General features: G+C 65.4%; 17 protein-coding genes. 7 read left to right on the top strand and 10 right to left on the bottom strand.

The window, feature by feature from the left end; genetic code table 11:
• The gene (locus tag H7J93_RS13545) at window positions 1-333 is read right to left on the bottom strand and encodes a hypothetical protein (protein ID WP_267306780.1); all 333 of its coding nucleotides are present in this window, start codon (window positions 331-333) and stop codon (window positions 1-3) included.
• Window positions 334-1,192: 859 nt separating this feature from the next.
• Between H7J93_RS13545 and H7J93_RS13540 the strand changes: the two genes are divergently transcribed.
• The gene (locus tag H7J93_RS13540; protein ID WP_267306779.1) at window positions 1,193-1,384 is read left to right on the top strand and encodes a hypothetical protein; all 192 of its coding nucleotides are present in this window, start codon (window positions 1,193-1,195) and stop codon (window positions 1,382-1,384) included.
• A 24-nt stretch (window positions 1,385-1,408) separates the two neighbouring features.
• Here H7J93_RS13540 and H7J93_RS13535 read toward each other — a convergent pair whose 3' ends face one another.
• Genes H7J93_RS13535 through H7J93_RS13525 form a run of 3 tightly spaced genes read right to left on the bottom strand, consistent with a single transcriptional unit; the run spans window position 1,409 to window position 3,920 of the window.
• Window positions 1,409-2,401 carry a glycoside hydrolase family 6 protein gene (locus tag H7J93_RS13535; protein ID WP_267306778.1) on the bottom strand — a complete coding sequence of 331 codons (993 nt, stop codon included), beginning with the start codon at window positions 2,399-2,401 and terminating at the stop codon, window positions 1,409-1,411.
• Window positions 2,402-2,444: 43 nt separating this feature from the next.
• Window positions 2,445-2,954: a ribonuclease HI gene (rnhA, locus tag H7J93_RS13530; RefSeq protein ID WP_267306777.1), complete on the bottom strand. Its 510-nt coding sequence runs from the start codon at window positions 2,952-2,954 to the stop codon at window positions 2,445-2,447.
• A gap of 51 nt (window positions 2,955-3,005) precedes the next feature.
• Window positions 3,006-3,920: an SPFH domain-containing protein gene (locus H7J93_RS13525; RefSeq protein ID WP_267306776.1), complete on the bottom strand. Its 915-nt coding sequence runs from the start codon at window positions 3,918-3,920 to the stop codon at window positions 3,006-3,008.
• A 136-nt stretch (window positions 3,921-4,056) separates the two neighbouring features.
• On the opposite strand from H7J93_RS13525, the gene H7J93_RS13520 reads away from it, so the two are divergent.
• Entirely contained in the window at window positions 4,057-4,323 is a 267-nt protein-coding gene (locus tag H7J93_RS13520; RefSeq protein WP_267306775.1) for a YdeI/OmpD-associated family protein, read from the top strand.
• Window positions 4,324-4,326: 3 nt separating this feature from the next.
• Here H7J93_RS13520 and H7J93_RS13515 read toward each other — a convergent pair whose 3' ends face one another.
• The gene (locus H7J93_RS13515) at window positions 4,327-5,544 is read right to left on the bottom strand and encodes an NAD(P)/FAD-dependent oxidoreductase (protein ID WP_267306774.1); all 1,218 of its coding nucleotides are present in this window, start codon (window positions 5,542-5,544) and stop codon (window positions 4,327-4,329) included.
• A 538-nt stretch (window positions 5,545-6,082) separates the two neighbouring features.
• On the opposite strand from H7J93_RS13515, the gene H7J93_RS13510 reads away from it, so the two are divergent.
• Window positions 6,083-7,534 carry a hypothetical protein gene (locus H7J93_RS13510; protein WP_267306773.1) on the top strand — a complete coding sequence of 484 codons (1,452 nt, stop codon included), beginning with the start codon at window positions 6,083-6,085 and terminating at the stop codon, window positions 7,532-7,534.
• On the opposite strand, the gene H7J93_RS13505 is transcribed toward H7J93_RS13510, so the two are convergent.
• Complete coding sequence (locus H7J93_RS13505; protein WP_267306772.1) at window positions 7,531-8,448, bottom strand: NAD(P)H-dependent flavin oxidoreductase; 918 nt, start codon at window positions 8,446-8,448, stop codon at window positions 7,531-7,533. The genes H7J93_RS13510 and H7J93_RS13505 overlap by 4 nt on opposite strands.
• 73 nt (window positions 8,449-8,521) lie before the next feature.
• Here H7J93_RS13505 and H7J93_RS13500 point away from each other — a divergent pair, with 73 nt between their 5' ends.
• Entirely contained in the window at window positions 8,522-9,553 is a 1,032-nt protein-coding gene (locus H7J93_RS13500; protein ID WP_267306771.1) for an aromatic ring-hydroxylating dioxygenase subunit alpha, read from the top strand.
• On the top strand, window positions 9,550-10,638 hold the full coding sequence (locus tag H7J93_RS13495) for an NAD(P)H-dependent amine dehydrogenase family protein (RefSeq protein ID WP_267306770.1): 1,089 nt from the start codon (window positions 9,550-9,552) through the stop codon (window positions 10,636-10,638). Before H7J93_RS13500 ends, H7J93_RS13495 begins: the two co-directional genes overlap by 4 nt.
• On the opposite strand, the gene H7J93_RS13490 is transcribed toward H7J93_RS13495, so the two are convergent.
• Window positions 10,628-11,848 carry a cytochrome P450 gene (locus H7J93_RS13490; protein ID WP_267306769.1) on the bottom strand — a complete coding sequence of 407 codons (1,221 nt, stop codon included), beginning with the start codon at window positions 11,846-11,848 and terminating at the stop codon, window positions 10,628-10,630. The two genes, H7J93_RS13495 and H7J93_RS13490, sit on opposite strands and share 11 nt — an antisense overlap.
• A gap of 164 nt (window positions 11,849-12,012) precedes the next feature.
• Between H7J93_RS13490 and H7J93_RS13485 the strand changes: the two genes are divergently transcribed.
• Together H7J93_RS13485 and H7J93_RS13480 are read left to right on the top strand one after the other, a co-directional pair.
• Complete coding sequence (locus H7J93_RS13485) at window positions 12,013-12,576, top strand: TetR/AcrR family transcriptional regulator (protein WP_267306768.1); 564 nt, start codon at window positions 12,013-12,015, stop codon at window positions 12,574-12,576.
• A 15-nt stretch (window positions 12,577-12,591) separates the two neighbouring features.
• Window positions 12,592-13,218 carry a TetR/AcrR family transcriptional regulator gene (locus H7J93_RS13480; protein WP_267306767.1) on the top strand — a complete coding sequence of 209 codons (627 nt, stop codon included), beginning with the start codon at window positions 12,592-12,594 and terminating at the stop codon, window positions 13,216-13,218.
• On the opposite strand, the gene H7J93_RS13475 is transcribed toward H7J93_RS13480, so the two are convergent.
• The 3 genes from H7J93_RS13475 to H7J93_RS13465 form a co-directional block, all read right to left on the bottom strand.
• On the bottom strand, window positions 13,184-14,095 hold the full coding sequence (locus H7J93_RS13475; protein ID WP_267306766.1) for a DMT family transporter: 912 nt from the start codon (window positions 14,093-14,095) through the stop codon (window positions 13,184-13,186). The genes H7J93_RS13480 and H7J93_RS13475 overlap by 35 nt on opposite strands.
• Window positions 14,096-14,219: 124 nt before the next feature.
• A complete protein-coding gene (locus H7J93_RS13470) occupies window positions 14,220-15,344 on the bottom strand; it encodes an acyl-CoA dehydrogenase family protein (RefSeq protein ID WP_267306765.1) in 1,125 nt (374 codons plus the stop codon).
• A 12-nt stretch (window positions 15,345-15,356) separates the two neighbouring features.
• Complete coding sequence (locus H7J93_RS13465; RefSeq protein ID WP_267306764.1) at window positions 15,357-16,595, bottom strand: acyl-CoA dehydrogenase family protein; 1,239 nt, start codon at window positions 16,593-16,595, stop codon at window positions 15,357-15,359.
• Between the last annotated feature and the right edge of the window lie 234 nt (window positions 16,596-16,829).

The raw sequence follows: 16,829 nt of genomic DNA, 5'->3' as shown, positions 1-16,829 counted from the left end.
CTAGGTGTCGGCGCGGTCCTCTTTCGGAAAGCCCCGACTCCAACCGCGGTAGGTGTAGTTGGCGTCACCCACACTCGGGCTGGGCAGGATTTGGATGTTGCTCCCGTCGCCGTATCCCGGTGAAAGCCCCTGAACGCCGCCGGATACGTAGGTTCCGTCCCCGCGGGAGATATCGATATGGGGACCGACGAAGCCTCTGCTGAAGACGAGCGCCCCACGCGGCGGGTTCCTGTCGGTGTGAATCTCGCCTTGTTCGAGGAGCGTCTGGTACATGGTCTCGGAAGCGCCGTCCCAACCGAATTGGGCCTGCGACACGCCGAATGCGAACGCCACCAGAGCTTCACACCCGTAGATGCCGAATTCGTCTGTACCGAGCAGGCTTTCGGCCCTGGCTATGGCGGCATCCGCTCCAGGGATCGCCGACCGTGGCTCGGCTGATGCGCTCGCTGTGAACAAGAGTGCCGCGGCGAGATAAGTGGCTGAAAGAATCAGGCATTTTCGTATGTTCAACTCGCGGACTCCGATTCTCGGCCGACATGGTGGCTTTGGATAACAGGCTCGGTTCATCGCTGGTGCCATGGGCAGCGACCGTGTCGCGAACCTGCCTTCCAGCACATTAGACGTTTCTTCAGATGTTGTTCAGGTGGCCGTTGTTCCGCGTCGAACTGGGGCCGTGGCTCGTGGTGAATGATGCCCTTTCGTACGCCGGCTAAACATCCGTAGCAAATGTAAGGGGCTCCTAGGCGGCGGTCGTCGCAAAGTTCGCTGGGTCGGGGACGCGTGCGGGGCGGGAATCCTCGACGCCGTCGGCTCACGACCGAGGAGCTAGCGTCGGTTTGCGGCCAAGGATTTCCTGTTCAAAGGGGGTTGACGCCGTTTCTGCATTGTGATCCAATAGCTGTAAGTAAGTGGTTACTTATCAAGGAGGCACACAATGTTCGGTTCTTCGCGAAATCGCAGCCCTGTATCCGCCTGGTTGAGGATCGGCATGACCACAGCGACCCTCGCCGCGACCGCTGTGTTGTCGTCGGGGTGCATCGCCGCCGCAGCCGTTTACGTTCCTGTGTGAGCACAGCTCGCGACGGGGTGAGTCTCTGTTCGATGTCGCAAGCGGACGGGCCGCTCGAGGGGTAACAGACGTACTTCGCGTTTGTTGGGGCGAGCCCGTCGTTGCGGGAGTCGAGGAGTGATCATGCGCAAGTGCTTGAATCAGGCTCTGGCCAAGGCCGACGACGCGAGGCCTCTAGAGCGGCAGTGGCTCAAACAAAAGCTGACGCTGATGGTGCTTCTCACCGCGGCAACGATGACGTTGACGGGATGTATTCCGTTGGCGCTGCCGAACTTTTGTGCGGGCAACCCGCCGTATTCGTTCGGTTGCCCTTAGCGGACTCGCGTCCTGCCCTCTGGCTTACCGGCCCGCGTTGTTCGCCAACTCGATGACGTACTGATTGACGAAGGTGCCCGCGGGCGGATCGCCCTTGTCGCACGTTCCGTCGGACTCACCGGGACGTTTGATCCACAGATAGGCGTCCGCGTGCGGGCCCGCCGTCTGCGTGGTGGGCGGAACGCCGAGTGCCCGGCCGCTGGGGTTGCACCAGTGCAGCGGCGAGTCGGGGGCTGCCCCGTTGCCGTTGCGCGAGGTGTCGATCACGTAGTTCTTCCCGTTGGTGAGCCCGGAAATCGCTTCGCCGTAGCCGATTTCCTCCTCTGTGGTGAAGAAGTTCGCGACGTTGAGACTGAACCCGCGCGCGCGGTCCACGCCGGCCTGCTGCAGCCGGGACGCCATCTCCTCGGCGCTGTGCCAACGCAGGTGCCCGGCGTCGACGTACACCGCCGCCGCCGGATTGCTCGTGAGCGCGTCGACGGCGTAGCGGATCAAGTCGAACCTTTCTTGGCGCTGGTCGCCTGAAAGGCAGTCGGCCATGGCCAGCGCGTCGGGCTCGAGGACGATCGCCGCTCGCGAACCGCCGATCTGGGCGGCGATGCCGTCGATCCATTCCCGGTATGCGGCACCCGAGCCCATGCCACCCGCCGCGAAGCTGCCGCAGTCGCGGTGCGGGATGCCGTAGATCGAAAAGACCGGGATGGCGCCTGCGGCGGCGGCGTCGGCCGTGTACTTCGCGACCGTGGATGCCGAGGAGCCGGGGACCAGCCAGTACGCCTGCGGCGTCTCGGCAACAGCGGTCAACTGGGGGCTGGGTGGGTCCGCGCTGCGCGCAGCGCGCATCGCCGCCGAGTTGGGATTGACGTAGAACGGGGCTCCGACCAACGGGTTCGCGTCACTGGCGAGGCGCACCGCCGCGGTCCGGTCGACAGGGTCGGCGAGAAGGCCGATACCGGCGACGGCCGCAACCGTCATGACAAACAACCGCGCGGTTGCTCTGGCAGCTGAGGAGATCACGCGAGGAAATTAGCGCCTCTCAGCAGCGGGCGCCAATCCCGGGTCAGGGGGTGAGCGCTGCGCCCCCCGAATGGCTGAGTTGGCCGCGGGCGATGGCTTCCTGCATGCCTCGGGTCGCGAGCACATCGGCCAATTCGTTGTCGGCGATGCCCGCGTGCCCCTTCACCCAGAACCACTCGACCTGGTGGCGGCCGCACGCCGCGCGCAACCGTTGCCACAGGTCGACGTTCTTCACCGGCTGCTTGGCGGCGGTCATCCACCCGTTGCGCTCCCAGCCCAGCACCCACTTGGTGATGCCGTTCCGGACATAGGTGCTGTCGGTGTAGAGGTGCGCCACCACCGGCCGGGTCAGCGCCTCAAGCGCCATGATCGGCGCCATCAGTTCCATCCGGTTGTTGCTCGTGACTCCGAACTCACCGCCGCACATCTCGCGGACGTGCTCGCGGTGGCGCAGCACCGCGCCCCAGCCGCCGGGGCCGGGGTTGGGTCTGCAGCCGCCGTCAGTGTGGATGACGACTATGTCTGCGGAGACGTCCGTCCTGGACTCGAGCATGCGCCGAGGATATGCACTGGGGCCGGTGATCGGTCCGCGACTCGCCAGGCGTCAGCCACCCTGCGGGACAACGTAGGTCGGCTGGTACGGGTTGAGCCCCTGCTTGATCGCCTCGGCGCGCAGGTAATCCTCCACCGACGGGTAACCCTTGACCTCGGCGGCGCGTTTCAGCGCCTCCTGCTCGGCCACCCTCGTCTCGGCGACCGCGGCGGCGAGATCCGCTTCCGCCTTCGCCTTCTTCGCGTTGGCCTCTGCGACACCCTGCGCCTGGGTGGCTTGGGCGTTCTGAATCGCGGCCTGCTCCCGCTCGATCGCGGCCTTCAACTCGGGATTGACCGGCGTCGGCTTGAGCACCGTCACCTGAAAGTTGGTGAAGAAGTCGACGCCGTTCGTGCGCGCCTTGCTGGCGTTCGGCAGCGATTGGAGAAGCGCATTGCGAAATTCGATACGTGCCTCTTCGTCGTTCCAGATCTGCTGCCACGTGTACTTCTGCGCCACTCCATTGAGCGTGTCCTGCAACGGTTGTCCGATCACGTAGTTGAGCAGTTCGACCCACCCGTCGCTGACCGTTCCGTCGTCGTTCAACCACCCGTTGTATTTGGTGCCGAAGTCGCGGTGGAACTGCTTGAGCTTCTCGCAGTCCGTCGTCAGATCGAACGTCACGACCACGGGGACGTTCATGTCCGCGGGCGCCTTGGCGTTGGACACCACGACGTACGGGCCCCGCTCGGAACCGGGATCGCCCGTCGCGTCCCATGAGATCTGGCGAGCCGGATACCGGTACACGTGATTGGTGATCTCGTTCTGAGAGTTTTCCGGAGCGATGCAGCCCTTCACCGTCGGATCGGTGGGGATCATCCAATAGCCGTCGACAACGACAGCCTGCTCGCCGGCCCCGACACTCGCGTACGAACAGCCGGTCAGCAATGCCAGGGAAAGCCCAAGGGCAACAGCGGATCTCTTCATGGTTGTTACCTTTCGTTCAGGGCTTCGGTCGTTCAGGGCTGAGTCGGTGCGTCACGCGGCACTAGCAGAGAAGACCTGTTCGCGAACTGTACTGTCGCGATCACGGTCTCAGCCTCGAATTCGATATCGTGGCGACATGAGCAGTGAGCAGGTACCGGGCGGGGTGGTGCACAAGCTTCCCACAGACCTGCGTAAGGCGTTGATCTCCAACGACACCGCGTTGGCCGCATGGAAGGACATCACGCCGCTGGCGCGTAACGAGTTCATCTGCTGGGTCGAGGATGCCAAGCAGGCGGCGACCCGGGAGCGCCGCATTCGCCGTACCCAGGAGGAGCTCGAAGAGGGCATGCGCAGACCGTGCTGCTGGCCGGGATGTAAGCACCGCGAGCGCAACGGCCGGTAGGTCTCAGTCTTCATAGGCGGGGGCGGACTGCAACTCCGGGGCGGCCGCGGCGAGCAGTGCGGTGCGGTCGCCGGTTAGTGGGGGATAGATGCGCTCACCGTTGATCGTCCGCTTGGTCGCCTTCGCCTGTGCGCCGGTGGCGACGACGCGGCGATCCCAGCCCTCCGTGTACACCGCGCCGGCCGGGCCCAGATCGAGAACCGTGACATACCAAGGGATTCGCAGCGAGAGCATGGGCTCGCCCAGCAGGTCGCTGATGACGTTGTAGCCGGCATAGCGGCCCATCGGCCGGCCGTGCTGACACGACATCACCGACATGTGCTCGTCGTCCATGCGCGCCGCGGCCACATCGCCTGCGGCGAACACTCCCGAGACCCCCTCGACACGCAAATGATCATCGACCGCCAGTCGGCCCCACCGGTCCAGCGGTACCCCCAACTGCTTGGTCAGCGGATTCGCCCGCATGCCCGCGCACCACACCACCGTCGCCGCCTCGATGACCTCGCCGGAGGACAGGGTGACGCTTCGTTCGTCGATGGCGGTGACGCCGACGCCGGTGCGGGTGTCGACGTGATTGTCGGCCAACGCCTGTTCGATGACCGGACGGGCCGACTCGCCCATGTCCGACCCGACATGCGGATTGTGATCGACGAGGATCACCCGCGGGGTGCTGTCTGAGCCGAGGGCGTCGGCGAGCATTCCCGGCAGCTCACTGGCCGTCTCGATGCCGGTGAGCCCCGCACCCACCACCACAGCGGTGGCACTCACGGGAGCCCCGTCGCGTTCGGCCAGGCCGCGGATGTGCGCTTGGAGCGCCTTCGCGTGGTCGTAGGTGTCGACGTCGAAGCCGAACTCCGCGAGGCCGGGAAGGTCGGGTTTGGCCACCGTGCTGCCCACCGCCACAACCAGGCGGTCGTAGTTCAGGGCGGCGCCGTCGGCGGTGCTGACGGTGGCCTGCGCCGGGTCGATCCGGGTCACCGCGGCACTGATGCGTTCGACGCCGACGGGATCGAGCAAGTCCGCCAACGGAATCCGGCATGGGCTGAGGTCCGCTTCGTAGTTGCGGACCCGAATGTCGTGGAACGGTTGCGGACTGACCACCGTGATGTCGACCGCGCCAGGCGCCGCACCGAGCTCATCGAGTCGCCTGGCCGCCCCAAGCGCCGCCCAGAGTCCGGCAAACCCCGACCCCAGCACAAGCACACGTGCGGTCGCCGACACCGCATCATCGTCACGCCGGCCCCCTGACTTGACAAGATTTGTGTGCATCGAGGAGCGGTGAGCGCTCCGAAACGCACACAAATCGCCCGGATTGGTTGCTGGCGGCGTCGTCACTGGCGGTCGGTGAACTTGAAAACCGGCCCCGGGGGCACCCGCGGGTGTATTCGGCGTGTCGTTGCCGAGCGGACCCCTGCGGGCATAACTACGGCACGTGTATGACGGCCCTCTCGGCCACCCTGAGGCGACTTTCTCGCATCGAAATCAAGATCGTTGTGTCGTTGCTCGATGACGCGGCGGTGCTGCTACCGAGAAGGCTTTTGGGACTTGCGTCCCGTTCGGCGTCGGGTCGCAACGGCGAGTTCGTACCAGCATCACCTTGAAAACTGCAGGCAGTGGCAGTGATCTTGTTGTGTAGCCGGTTCGCAATGCCGGGGATGATCATGATGTTCGTGCCGAGCGGAGACACGTCGCCGAAATGACCTAGCAATCGGCCAGATTTGCCACGGTTTCTTCAACTCAGTTCCTAGTGAGTACCGCCATGTCTATGCGACAATATTTACGTATCTACCGGCAGGATCGTTGCTGGACGGAGAGGATCATCGACACGACGCATTTGCGCGCCGCGGCGGGTGCCTGCGCGCTCTCGATAGGGCTCCTCGTCTGCAGTAGCAGCGGGGCGATAGCGCTTGCTGACGAGACCACCGGCACCGACAACACCCCTTCCGAAACCAACGATTCCTCGTCGCCCGGCGACGACTCGACCAAGCCCTCGTCCACCGGTCCCACCAGCGTCATCGGTAACCAGCGGGTCGACGAAGACGAGAAGACGACTACCAACACCGCAGGCACGGCCACGCCTGGAGTGGTCACGAAGGTCACCAGCAACAACGGTCCGACCACGGTGGTGTCAGCCCAGACGAATACGTCCAAGGATCTCAAGGCTGCCTTCGAAGACCTGAAGGACGTCGTCTCGACCGCGATTGCGTCGGCCACTTCCGCAGCGGGTACCGCTGTGTCGCAGGTGATTTCGGTCCCCGAGGTCACGCAGACGAATGCTCCGACCGCGAAAGAGAGCACAGCTCCGGAGGCGACGAACGTCCCGGCGGCGGGTCAAGGAAATGGGACGTCGGGCAGTTCGTCCACGCCGGGCGGGGGATCGACGCTCACCGGGTCTAGCACGGCCCCGAAGCCGAAGACGTTCGAAGGAGCGGTGGTCACTCCCTTCTCGAACGCTGTGAACACGATTGTGCGGGCACTCGGAACGTCGGCTACGACGCTCGCCGGACTGCCGGGTTCGCAAACGCCGATCACCGATGTCATCACGGCGATCCAGATCATGATCACTGCGGTGGTGAACGCCGTCGCCGAGGTCGCGAAGGTGCCGGGCAACTTGCTCGACCTACTCGGCGTCAGTGCTGTCGACGGTCCCCGCCCGCCGGTGTTCGGTGCCGCGGGCTCCGTCAACGGTGCACCGCCCGTAGCCGTGGACGCCCCGCTGATCGGGACCGAGCCCATGCAGCTGCCGCACGTCGACGCCGATGCGCCACTGTTCGGCAACGTTGTCCAGGCATCGGACCTCGGAGGCGTCACCAACATCAGCATGACCCACAAGGTGGCGCTGTCCGGTCTGGAGCCGGCCCCCGCAACCGTCAGCGCGGGAACGACGTCATTCCTCGATCACGTGGTCAAGTCAGTCCTGGCTCCGGCCTCGCTGACCGCGTTGGCCGCCATCGCGGTGCCTGGCATCGGCGGTCTGCTGATCGTGTGCGCCGCCGGTATCCGCGTCGGCTACCGCCAGGCCAAGGCGAGCTTGGCGCTGCGGGTCTCGGGTATCGCGCGCTTCGCAGGTCCTGGCCCGATGGGCGTCGTTCGGTCCGGCTCGTTGATCTCCCTGCATACGCGTGGCAAGCGCATCGACAAGCCACGTGCCGCCCATGCGGTGCGCGCAAACACGGAGCGTTCGAAAGCCGTGCTCGAGCAAGTCGCCTAGCCGACGCGGGCGCGCGCCGCGTCCAGCACCGTTTCGATCTCGACCCACGTCCGGCGGACGATGTCGGCCACCGGAAGAAGCTCGGCAATCCGCGACGACACCTGACCGGTGTTGGCGACGCTGGCCTCCATATCGCCGGCGAAGTAGAGCTCCGTGACCTTGCCGAGCAGCTTCGCGTTCGGGTCATGCTCGGCCACGCGTGCGGCCAGTCCTGTCCGAAGCACGCGCATCGTCGGATTGCCCGGAATGTCGAGGAGCACGGTGCCCGCATCGTTGGCCGCGACGATCGCCTCTTTGAAGTTGTTGTGCACCAGCGACTCTCGGCTCGCGAGCATGCGTGTGCCCATCTGAACGCCTTCCGCGCCCAGCACCAGCGAGGCCGCGGCGGACTGTGCGTCGCACATGCCGCCCGCCGCGATGATCGGCAGATCGACATGTGACGCGACTAGCGGAAGCAACACCATCGTCGAGGCCCCCAGCGCGGACTTGAACCCGCCGCCCTCCACGCCCTCGACGACAAGCGCGTCGACTCCGGCGTCGACGGCCTTCTGCGCCGCCCGCAACGACCCGACGACGTGCACCACCGTCATTCCCGCGTCGTGCAGCCGGTCGGTGAACAGCGCCGGATCGCCCGCAGAGGTGAACACGTGCTGCACTCCCGCCTCGGCCAGCGTGTCGACGATCGACGGGTCGGCCTTCCAGCCCTGGATCATCAGGTTCGCCGCGACGGGGCGATCGGTGAGGTCGCGTACCCGCTTCAGGTCCGCGCGGCCCTCATCGGTCAGCGTCTCAATCATTCCCAGGCCGCCGGCCTCAGAGACCGCTGCGGCCAGCTCCGCGCGGGCGATATAGGTCATCGGCGCCTGGACCACGGGATAGTCGACGCCGAGCAGGGTCTGAATTCGATTGGGCACGGCCCATTAAAACCGTTCCACACCCCGATTTAGGCCTGTCGCATTTTTACATTGAGTACTTTATGATTTCCGCATGGCGAAGCCGCCCCTGTCGATGAAGCCGACCGGCTGGTTCCAGGTCGCGTGGTCTGACGAGATCAAGACCGGTGATGTGCATCGAATGAAGTACTTCGGCACCGAGATGATCGCCTGGCGGGCCGAGTCCGGGCACCTCACCGTCATGGATGCCTATTGCGAACATCTCGGCGCGCACCTCGGGTACGGCGGTCACGTCGAGGGTGAGGTCATCCAGTGCCCCTTCCACGGGTGGCAGTGGAATCACGAGGGTCGCAACGTGTGCATCCCGTATGAGGACCGGCCCAACCGCGGGCGCCGCATCCGCACCTATCCGACCGTGGAGCGCAACGAGGCGATCTACATCTGGCACGACGTGCAGCGGCGCGAACCGTTCTTCGACGCACCCGACGTGTTCGCGAGCTTCAACGACGGCAGCAGCGCCGAGAACTACTACCCGCAGCAGCGGTTGTACCGCGAAGCGCTGGAGATGCATCCGCAGTACGTCCTCGAAAACGGCGTCGACTTCGCGCATTTCAAGTTCGTTCACCAGACCCCGATCGTGCCCGTCTTCACCCGGCACGACTTCGACGACGCGGTGTCCTACGTCGACTTCACGATCACGTTCGAAGGCGACGACCAGCAGAGCATCGACGACATCGACAGCAGGGTCGAGGCGATCAACGGCGGCCTCGGGATCGCGGTCACGAAAAGCTTTGGGATGGTGGACAACAGGACGATCTCCGCCGTCACACCCGTCGACGACAGCACGTCCGATGTCCGCTTCATGGTGTACATCGGCCGTACGCCGACGCGCAATCCGGAGCGCGCCGAGATGAAGGCCCGCGAATTCGGGCAGGAGGTCATCCGGCAGTTCGCCCAGGACATCGAGATCTGGCAGCACCAACGCTATTCCGACCCGCCGGCGCTGGCCGGTTCGGAGCAGCAGGGTTTCACCGCGATTCGCAACTGGGCCAAGCAGTTCTATCCCGACGGTATCGGTGGCAGCGCCGCCGAGGTCTACGCAGCACAGAAAGGTCGAACCGAATGAGCGCACAGCGCAAGCCGATACGCGTGTTCCAGGTCGCTACAGGCAACGTCGGCAGCGAGATGATCAAGCGGATCGCCGACCGCCCTGACCTCGAACTGATCGGAGTGCACTGCTACTCACCGGAGAAGGTCGGCCGCGACGCCGGCGAGTTGGCCGGGTTGGCGCCCAACGGGGTGACGGCCACCGGTTCGATCGAGGAGATCATCGCCGCCAAGCCCGACGTGCTGACCTTCCACGGCGTCTTCCCGGACGAGGACCTCTACGTGAAAGTCCTGGAGGCCGGCATCAACATCGTCACCACCGCCGACTGGATCACCGGCTGGCACCGCGACACCAACCATCCGCATCCGTCGGGCAAGCCGGTCACCCAACTCCTCGCCGAGGCGTGCGAGAAGGGCGGATCGACGTTCTACGGCACCGGGATGAACCCCGGACTGAACCAGATCCTGGGTGTCGTGTGTTCGGCAGACGTCGCCGAGATCGAGAACGTCACCACCATCGAATCCGTCGACGTGTCGTGTCACCATTCCAAGGACACCTGGATCGAGGTCGGCTACGGCCTTCCCGTCGACGACCCGAGCATTCCGGCCAAGCTGGAGAAATACACCCGCGTCTTCGCCGACAGTGTGCTCATGATGGCCGACTGCTTCGACCTCAAACTCGACGAGGTCAAGTTCAGCTACGAACTCGGGGCGTGCACCAAGGACGTCGATCTCGGCTGGTACGTGTTGCCGAAGGGTTCGCTCGGCGGCAACTACCTCAAGTACCAGGGCATCGTCGACGGGGTGCCCCGGGTCGAGACGCACCTGGAATGGCAAATGACCCCGCACACGGATCCGAGTTGGGATATCAAGGGCTGCTACATCACTCAGATCAAGGGCGATCCGTGTGTGTACAACAAGCACATGATCTTCCCGAAGCCCGGCGTCGACCTGTCGGATCCGGCCAATTTCGCCTCGATCGGTATGACGGTGACCGGTATGCCTGCCCTCAGCGCGATTTCGTCGGTGGTCGAGGCCCCTCCGGGACTATTGACGAGCGCCGATGTGCCGCTGCGTGGCTTCGCCGGCCGCTTCAAGTTGTAAGCGACAGCTCGAGGCGCTCGAGTCGTCGCACCAACAGGCTCGGTAGCCAGCGGCCGATGTCCACGGCGTCGATCCACCTCGTGCGATCGAGTAGGCGCTGCAAGACGATCCGGGCTTCCAGGCGGGCCAGTGCGGCGCCGACGCAGAAGTGCGCGCCCTTACCGAACGAGATATGTCCCTTGCCGCCGGGACGGTCGAGCCGGAACTCGTTGGGATCGTCGAAATGCGCGGGATCACGGTTGGCGGCGCCCCACAACAGCACCAGGCGCGAGTCCGCCGGCAATTCGGTGCCGCACAGCGTCGTGTCGCGAACCACGTGCCGATAGTGCCCGCGGAACGGCGGCTCGAAGCGCAGCACCTCTTCGAGGAAGGCGCCGAGCGCGTCAGGGTCGTTGCGGAGGTCTTGTTGGATCTCGGGAAACCGGGTCATCACATGTGCAGCGGATCCGATGAGGGACGCGGTGGACTCGCCGCCCGCGCTGAACAGCGTCGCCATCATGCCCAGCGCCGTGAGGTCGGTCAATTCGCCTGCGGCACGGGCGGTTGCGAGATCACCGAGCAGGTTGTCCGGGGGATCCGCGGCGGCGCGCTGGAAGTGCTCGTTGATGTAGACGGCGAGTTCCATGACGGCTGCACCGGCGGCGGCGAGCTCGTCCCTGCTGACCAGTCCCTCCACCATCTGGGTGCCCGCGTAGCCCCATCGCATCAGTTGGTCGGCGTCCACATCCGGTACCCCGATCAAGCGGGTGACGATCATCATCGGCAGTCGGTTCGCCATCGCCGACATCCATTCGATGCGACCGTCGTGAACGCCTACGTCCCAGAGCCGCACCTCGGTCTCGGCGATGTAGGTCTCCAGCGCGTTGATCTTCCGAGCGGCCAGCTGTGGCAGCAGGAGTTTTCGATGAACGGCGTGGTCGGGGTCGTCCGCGGTCGCCAGCGCTTGCGTCTCGCCACCGAGCTCGCCCATCACGAAGGCTCCGACCCTGCCGTCTTCGTACGTCATCGTGGCGGTCAGGTTCGAGGAGAAGTCTTGTGGTCGGGCGATGACATCGTTGACGGCATCCCAGCCGGAGACGGCATAGAACCCCGAATCGGCGATCGGGTGCACCGGGCCGTTGGCATGCATCCGGCTGTAGAGCGGGTATGGGTCCTGGATGAACTCGTCGTCGAACAACGCGATTCCCAGTTCCCTGTCCTGCACGGTCATGGGTCCAGGCTGGACGGGCGCCACACACCGCGTCAACAGACGCGAGTGAAGTTGAAAATCGCAGGTCGGAGGCGATCGATGAGCGCGTCTCACGGCGCGCCTCCTGCCAGTGCGAATGGTGAGAATCCTGGGTATTTCTGTCTCAGGGTGAGAAGATCGACGGCATGTCTCGCAGCGACTGGCTGATCGGCGGCGACCGACGCGCCGCGGCGACGGAACGCATCTACGACGCGGCCATGGATCTGATCGCGCGCCACGGGATGGACGCCTTCGATGTCGACGCACTCGCCGCGCGAGTGCACTGCTCCCGCGCGACGATCTACCGGCATGCCGGCGGTAAGGCCGAGATCCGCGACGCCGTGTTGATGCGCGCCGCGGCGCGCATCGTGGAAACGGTGCGCGACGCTGTCGACGGACTCTCCGGTGCCGACCGGATCGGGAGGGCGATCACCGTGGCGCTCAAGGAGATCCGGACCCATCCGCTGCGCCAGTCGCTGGTCAATTCGCTTCGCAGCGGACAGGCGATGACGTGGCTCACTGACTCTCCGGTCGTGGCGGGTTTCGCGACCGACCTGAACGGGCTCACCGAGGACGACACCGACGCGGCGCAATGGATCGTTCGCGTCGTCATGTCGATGTTGTACTGGCCCGTCGACGACGCTGACGCCGAGCGTCGCGTGGTGGAGCGTTTCGTCTTGCCTGCGTTCGCAGACCGCGGTGGGGGATAGGATTTCGTCTCGACCATGACCTCGAATATCGCGCCGCGTCGTCCCGCGAATGGCAAGCAGATTCGCGCGGACCGCACGCGGGCGACCGTCATCGACGAGACCGTGCGCTGCGTCATCGAGGAGGGGTTCGGCGCCGCGAGCGCCAAGCACATCACCGAACGAGCGGGCGTCACCTGGGGAGTGATTCAGTACCACTTCGGTGATCGCGACGGCCTGCTGATGGCCGTCGTCGACCGCGGGTTCAGCGAACTGCTGGCGAAACTGCGCGATGTCGAACCGAAATTGGGCGCGTATGAGGGGCGCGCCAGGACCGAGCTTCTCGTCAACACCGTCGCCGAGGCCTTCCTGAGCCCGACATCCATTGCGGCGCTGGAGATTCTGATCGCGACCCGGGCCAGTCGGGCCGACGTCGACCAGCGGCATCTGCTGGATCTGTTCACGACTCTGACCGATCTCGGTCGCTACGTCGCCGAGGGTCTCGAACCCGAACGCGCCGACGCCGTCGGCAATCTGGTGTGGACCACCTTGATGGGCGCCATGGTCGCCACGATGGCGGTGCCGGGACCGGTGGATGTCAGCCGCGAGTTGCGCGCGCTGACCGACACGATCACTGCGTACGTGGACCAGGCGCGACAGGGCTAGCGGGCAGGGTTGCGGCTTCGGTTGTTGCAGCGTCGTGGCGGCGGGTGGCGAGCACACAGCCGATGAGGATGAGAACGAGCGCGACGATGTTCCACGGCGTCAACGGCTCGTTGAGCACGATCACCCCGGCCGCCAACGCCACCACGGGGTTGACGTAGGTGAACACCAGCGCACGCGCGGCGCCGACCTCGCGGATGAGCGCGAAGAACACCAGAAACGCCAGCGCGGTGCAGATCACGGCGAGGCCACCGAGCGCCAAAAGCACGCGGGTGGACGGCATTTCATCGGGCCAGGTCGCCGCGGCAGGCGCCGCGTAAACCAGTGCGGCAAATCCCAGGCACACCGCTGTCATCGGCAGCGCCGGCACGTCGTTCAGGTGCCGTGCGGCGATCAGCGGCGCGATCGCGTAGCACGTCGCGACCAGCAGCACCTCGACGATCGGCCAGGTGCTGCCGCCGATGTGCGGCCCGGCGAGAACCGCCACACCGGAGATGCCGACGGCGAGCCCGAGGATGCGTTTGGCGCCGAGGCGCTCACCGCCGGTGAGGCGGTCGAGTACCGCGGCGAAGATCGGCGCGGCGGCGATCAGCAACCCGGTCATCGAACTGGTCAGATGACGTTCGGCGTCCGACAGCAGCCACCACGCGGCGATGATCTCGAAGAACGCGAAGCCCCCCAGCGCCTTCCAGTGGTTCCGCACGATCGTCACTGTGCGGCGGGACAGGGCCAGGGGGAGAAGGACCGCCGCGCCGACGGCCACCCGAGTGAAGACCAGCACCGGAACCGAGACACCCTCGACGGCGATCTTGATCAGCAGGTAGGGGATACCCCAGATGAGGCTCATCGCGAGGAACAGGATCCATCCGCGAGAGCTCACCCACGCCACCCTACGAGTCGGCACCCACGGCCGTCGAAGGGTTTTCCGGGCGTGCCATCACATCGCAATCGACAAAATGCAGACGTTTAGTCGAACTTTCCCTGCAGTTCGTTGATAGCGATGATCAGTCCCTGGACAGCTCGGCGTACCGGCTGACGTGGTAGTCCGTCGACCCGAACTCGAACTGGACCGCGGTCAGCCGCTTGAAGTAGTGGCCGATCGCGAGTTCTTCCGTCATCCCCATGCCGCCGTGCAGTTGCACGGACTGCTGGCCGATGAAACGGGCCGCGCGTCCGATCGTGGCCTTGGCCGCCGACACCGCCTGCGCGCGCACGGTGGGCTCGGCCTCCAGGTTGAGCACGGCGAGGTACACGGCGGCGACGGACTGCTCCAGCTCCATGTACATGTCGACCATCCGATGCTGCAGAGCCTGGAAGCTGCCGATCGGCTGCCCGAACTGATGGCGTTGCTTGGCGTATTCGACGGTGTCAGCCAACACCTTTCGCATGCAGCCGACGGCTTCGGAGCAGACGGCGGCGGCGCCCTCATCGCGTGCTGTCGCGATCGACGGCCAGGCCTGCCCCTCCTCGCCCAGCAACGCGTCGCCGGGTATCCGCAGCCCGTCGAAGGTGATGTCGGCCGCGCGACGGTCGTCGACCGTTCGGTAGTTGTGCATCTCGATGCCGGGTCCCGGTGCGTCGAGGTCGACGAGGAAGAGCGAGATTCCGTTGGCGGTGCGGGCGGTCACCAGCAGATGGCTCGCCAGCGGCGCGCTCGTCGCGACGATCTTCGATCCGCGCAGCGTCCATCCGTCGCCCTCGGGCTCTGCGGTCGTCGACACGTCCTGCCAGTGGTCGCCCGAAGACGCTTCGGCCGCGGCCAATGCGAAGATCGCATTGCCCTCGACGATCTTCTCCAGCAGCGCCGTCGCGATCGGGCCGCCTGCGCGGTGCAGCAGGCCACCCGCGACGACGACGGTATCGACGTAGGGCTCCACCACCAGTGCATGCCCGAGTGCCTCGGCGATGACCATGATCTCGACGGGTCCGCCGCCGATCCCGCCGACATCCTCGGGCAGCGCGGCACCGAGGATGCCGAGCTCGTTGGCGAAGCCACGCCAAATATCGGGTTGCCAACCTGGCCCCGTTTTGGCTGCGGCGCGGCTCTTCTCGAGGTCGTATCGGGTCGACAGGAACTTACCCAGCCCGTCGCGGAGCAGTTCCTGTTCGTCGCTCAGATTGAAGTCCATGTCATGCCCCGATCAGAGTCCGAGAGCCGCTTTGGCCAGGATGTTGCGCTGAATCTCGTTGCTGCCCGCGTAGATCGAGCCCGCGCGATCGTTGAAGTAACGCAACGGCGCCACCGCCTGCCACTCCTCACCGCTGACGTAGCCGTCCGGTGGCGGCTCGTACTCGGTCACGGGACCGCCGGGGCAGGTTGCGTGCGGTTGGTACACCCGGCCGCGCGGTCCTGCGGCTTCCATCGCGAGTTCGGTGAGCGTCTGACTCAACTCGGTGGCGATCACCTTGAGCATCGACGACGCCACCCCGGGATTCTTGCCCTCGGCGACGGCTGCGAGCACGCGGTATTCGAGGATCTCCAGCACCTGGGTGCGGATGCGGGCGTCGGCCAGCTTGCGCGCGAACGCGGGGTCGTCGAGCAGCCGGCCTCCTCCGGGGGCGGGCTGATCGGCGGCGACGGTGGCGATCTCGTCGGCCATCACCTGCAGCGCGGGCGACGACGCGCCGCCGCCACGTTCGAACTCCAGCAGATACTTGGCGACGGTCCAGCCCTCGTCGATCTTGCCGAGAACGTTGGCCTTGGGCACCCGGACCTCATCGAAGAAGACCTGGTTCTGCACCTCCTCGCCCGAGGTCATGACCAGCGGGCGGATCTGGATGCCCGGCGATGTCATGTCGATGAGCACGAACGTGATGCCCTGCTGCTTCTTCTGCGTCTTCGACGTGCGGACCAATGCGAACATCCAGTTCGCTTCGCGGGCATGCGTCGTCCAGATCTTGCTTCCCGTGCAGATGAGGTCGCCGACCGATTCATCGATGACGGCCTGCATCGACAGCGCGGCCAGGTCGGAGCCGGCCTCGGGTTCGGAGTAGCCCTGGCAGAAGAACACCTCGCCGGTCAGGATGCGGGGGAGGAAGAAGTCCTTCTGCTCGTCGGTCCCGAACTTGACCAGCGCGTGGGCCACCATGCGGATGCCCATCGGGGACAACGAGGGTGCGCCCGCCAGCTGCGATTCGCGGCTGAAGATGTAGTGCTGAGTCAGGCTCCAGTCGCAGCCCCCGTATTCGACGGGCCACGCCGGCGCGGCCCAGCCTCGTTCGTGGAGGATCCGCTGCCATTCCATGCTGGCCTCGTGATCGGCGTAGACGCTCGTCATGAGGCGACCGGCCCGTCGCAGCTCCGGAGTCAGCTTCTCGTTCAGAAATTCGCGTACCTCGTCGCGAAATGCCACGTCGGCTGGCGACCACGTGAGGTCCATGCTTGATCCCCTGTCTGCAGCACGCTACCCAGAGAGTAAACCTAGTTAGTTAGGTGAGGGGCATGCGGGTGCCGTGGCCGCCGACCGCACCTCTGGCAGCCTCCAGGGAAATCCATTACATTGGCCCAGGCTTTCGTCAATATGCGCGCTTCACGTTTGAAGCACTCACCTCCCAATAAGGGGCGCGGCGTGACTCCGACTGTCTGGTTCGGTTCGGTCAATCGGCGCTCGATG

It is taken from the genome of Mycobacterium barrassiae (genome assembly GCF_025822765.1).
Lineage (GTDB): Bacteria > Actinomycetota > Actinomycetes > Mycobacteriales > Mycobacteriaceae > Mycobacterium > Mycobacterium barrassiae.
The sequence above is the reverse complement of the archived record's forward strand: the minus strand, read 5'-3'. Positions and strand labels throughout refer to the sequence as shown.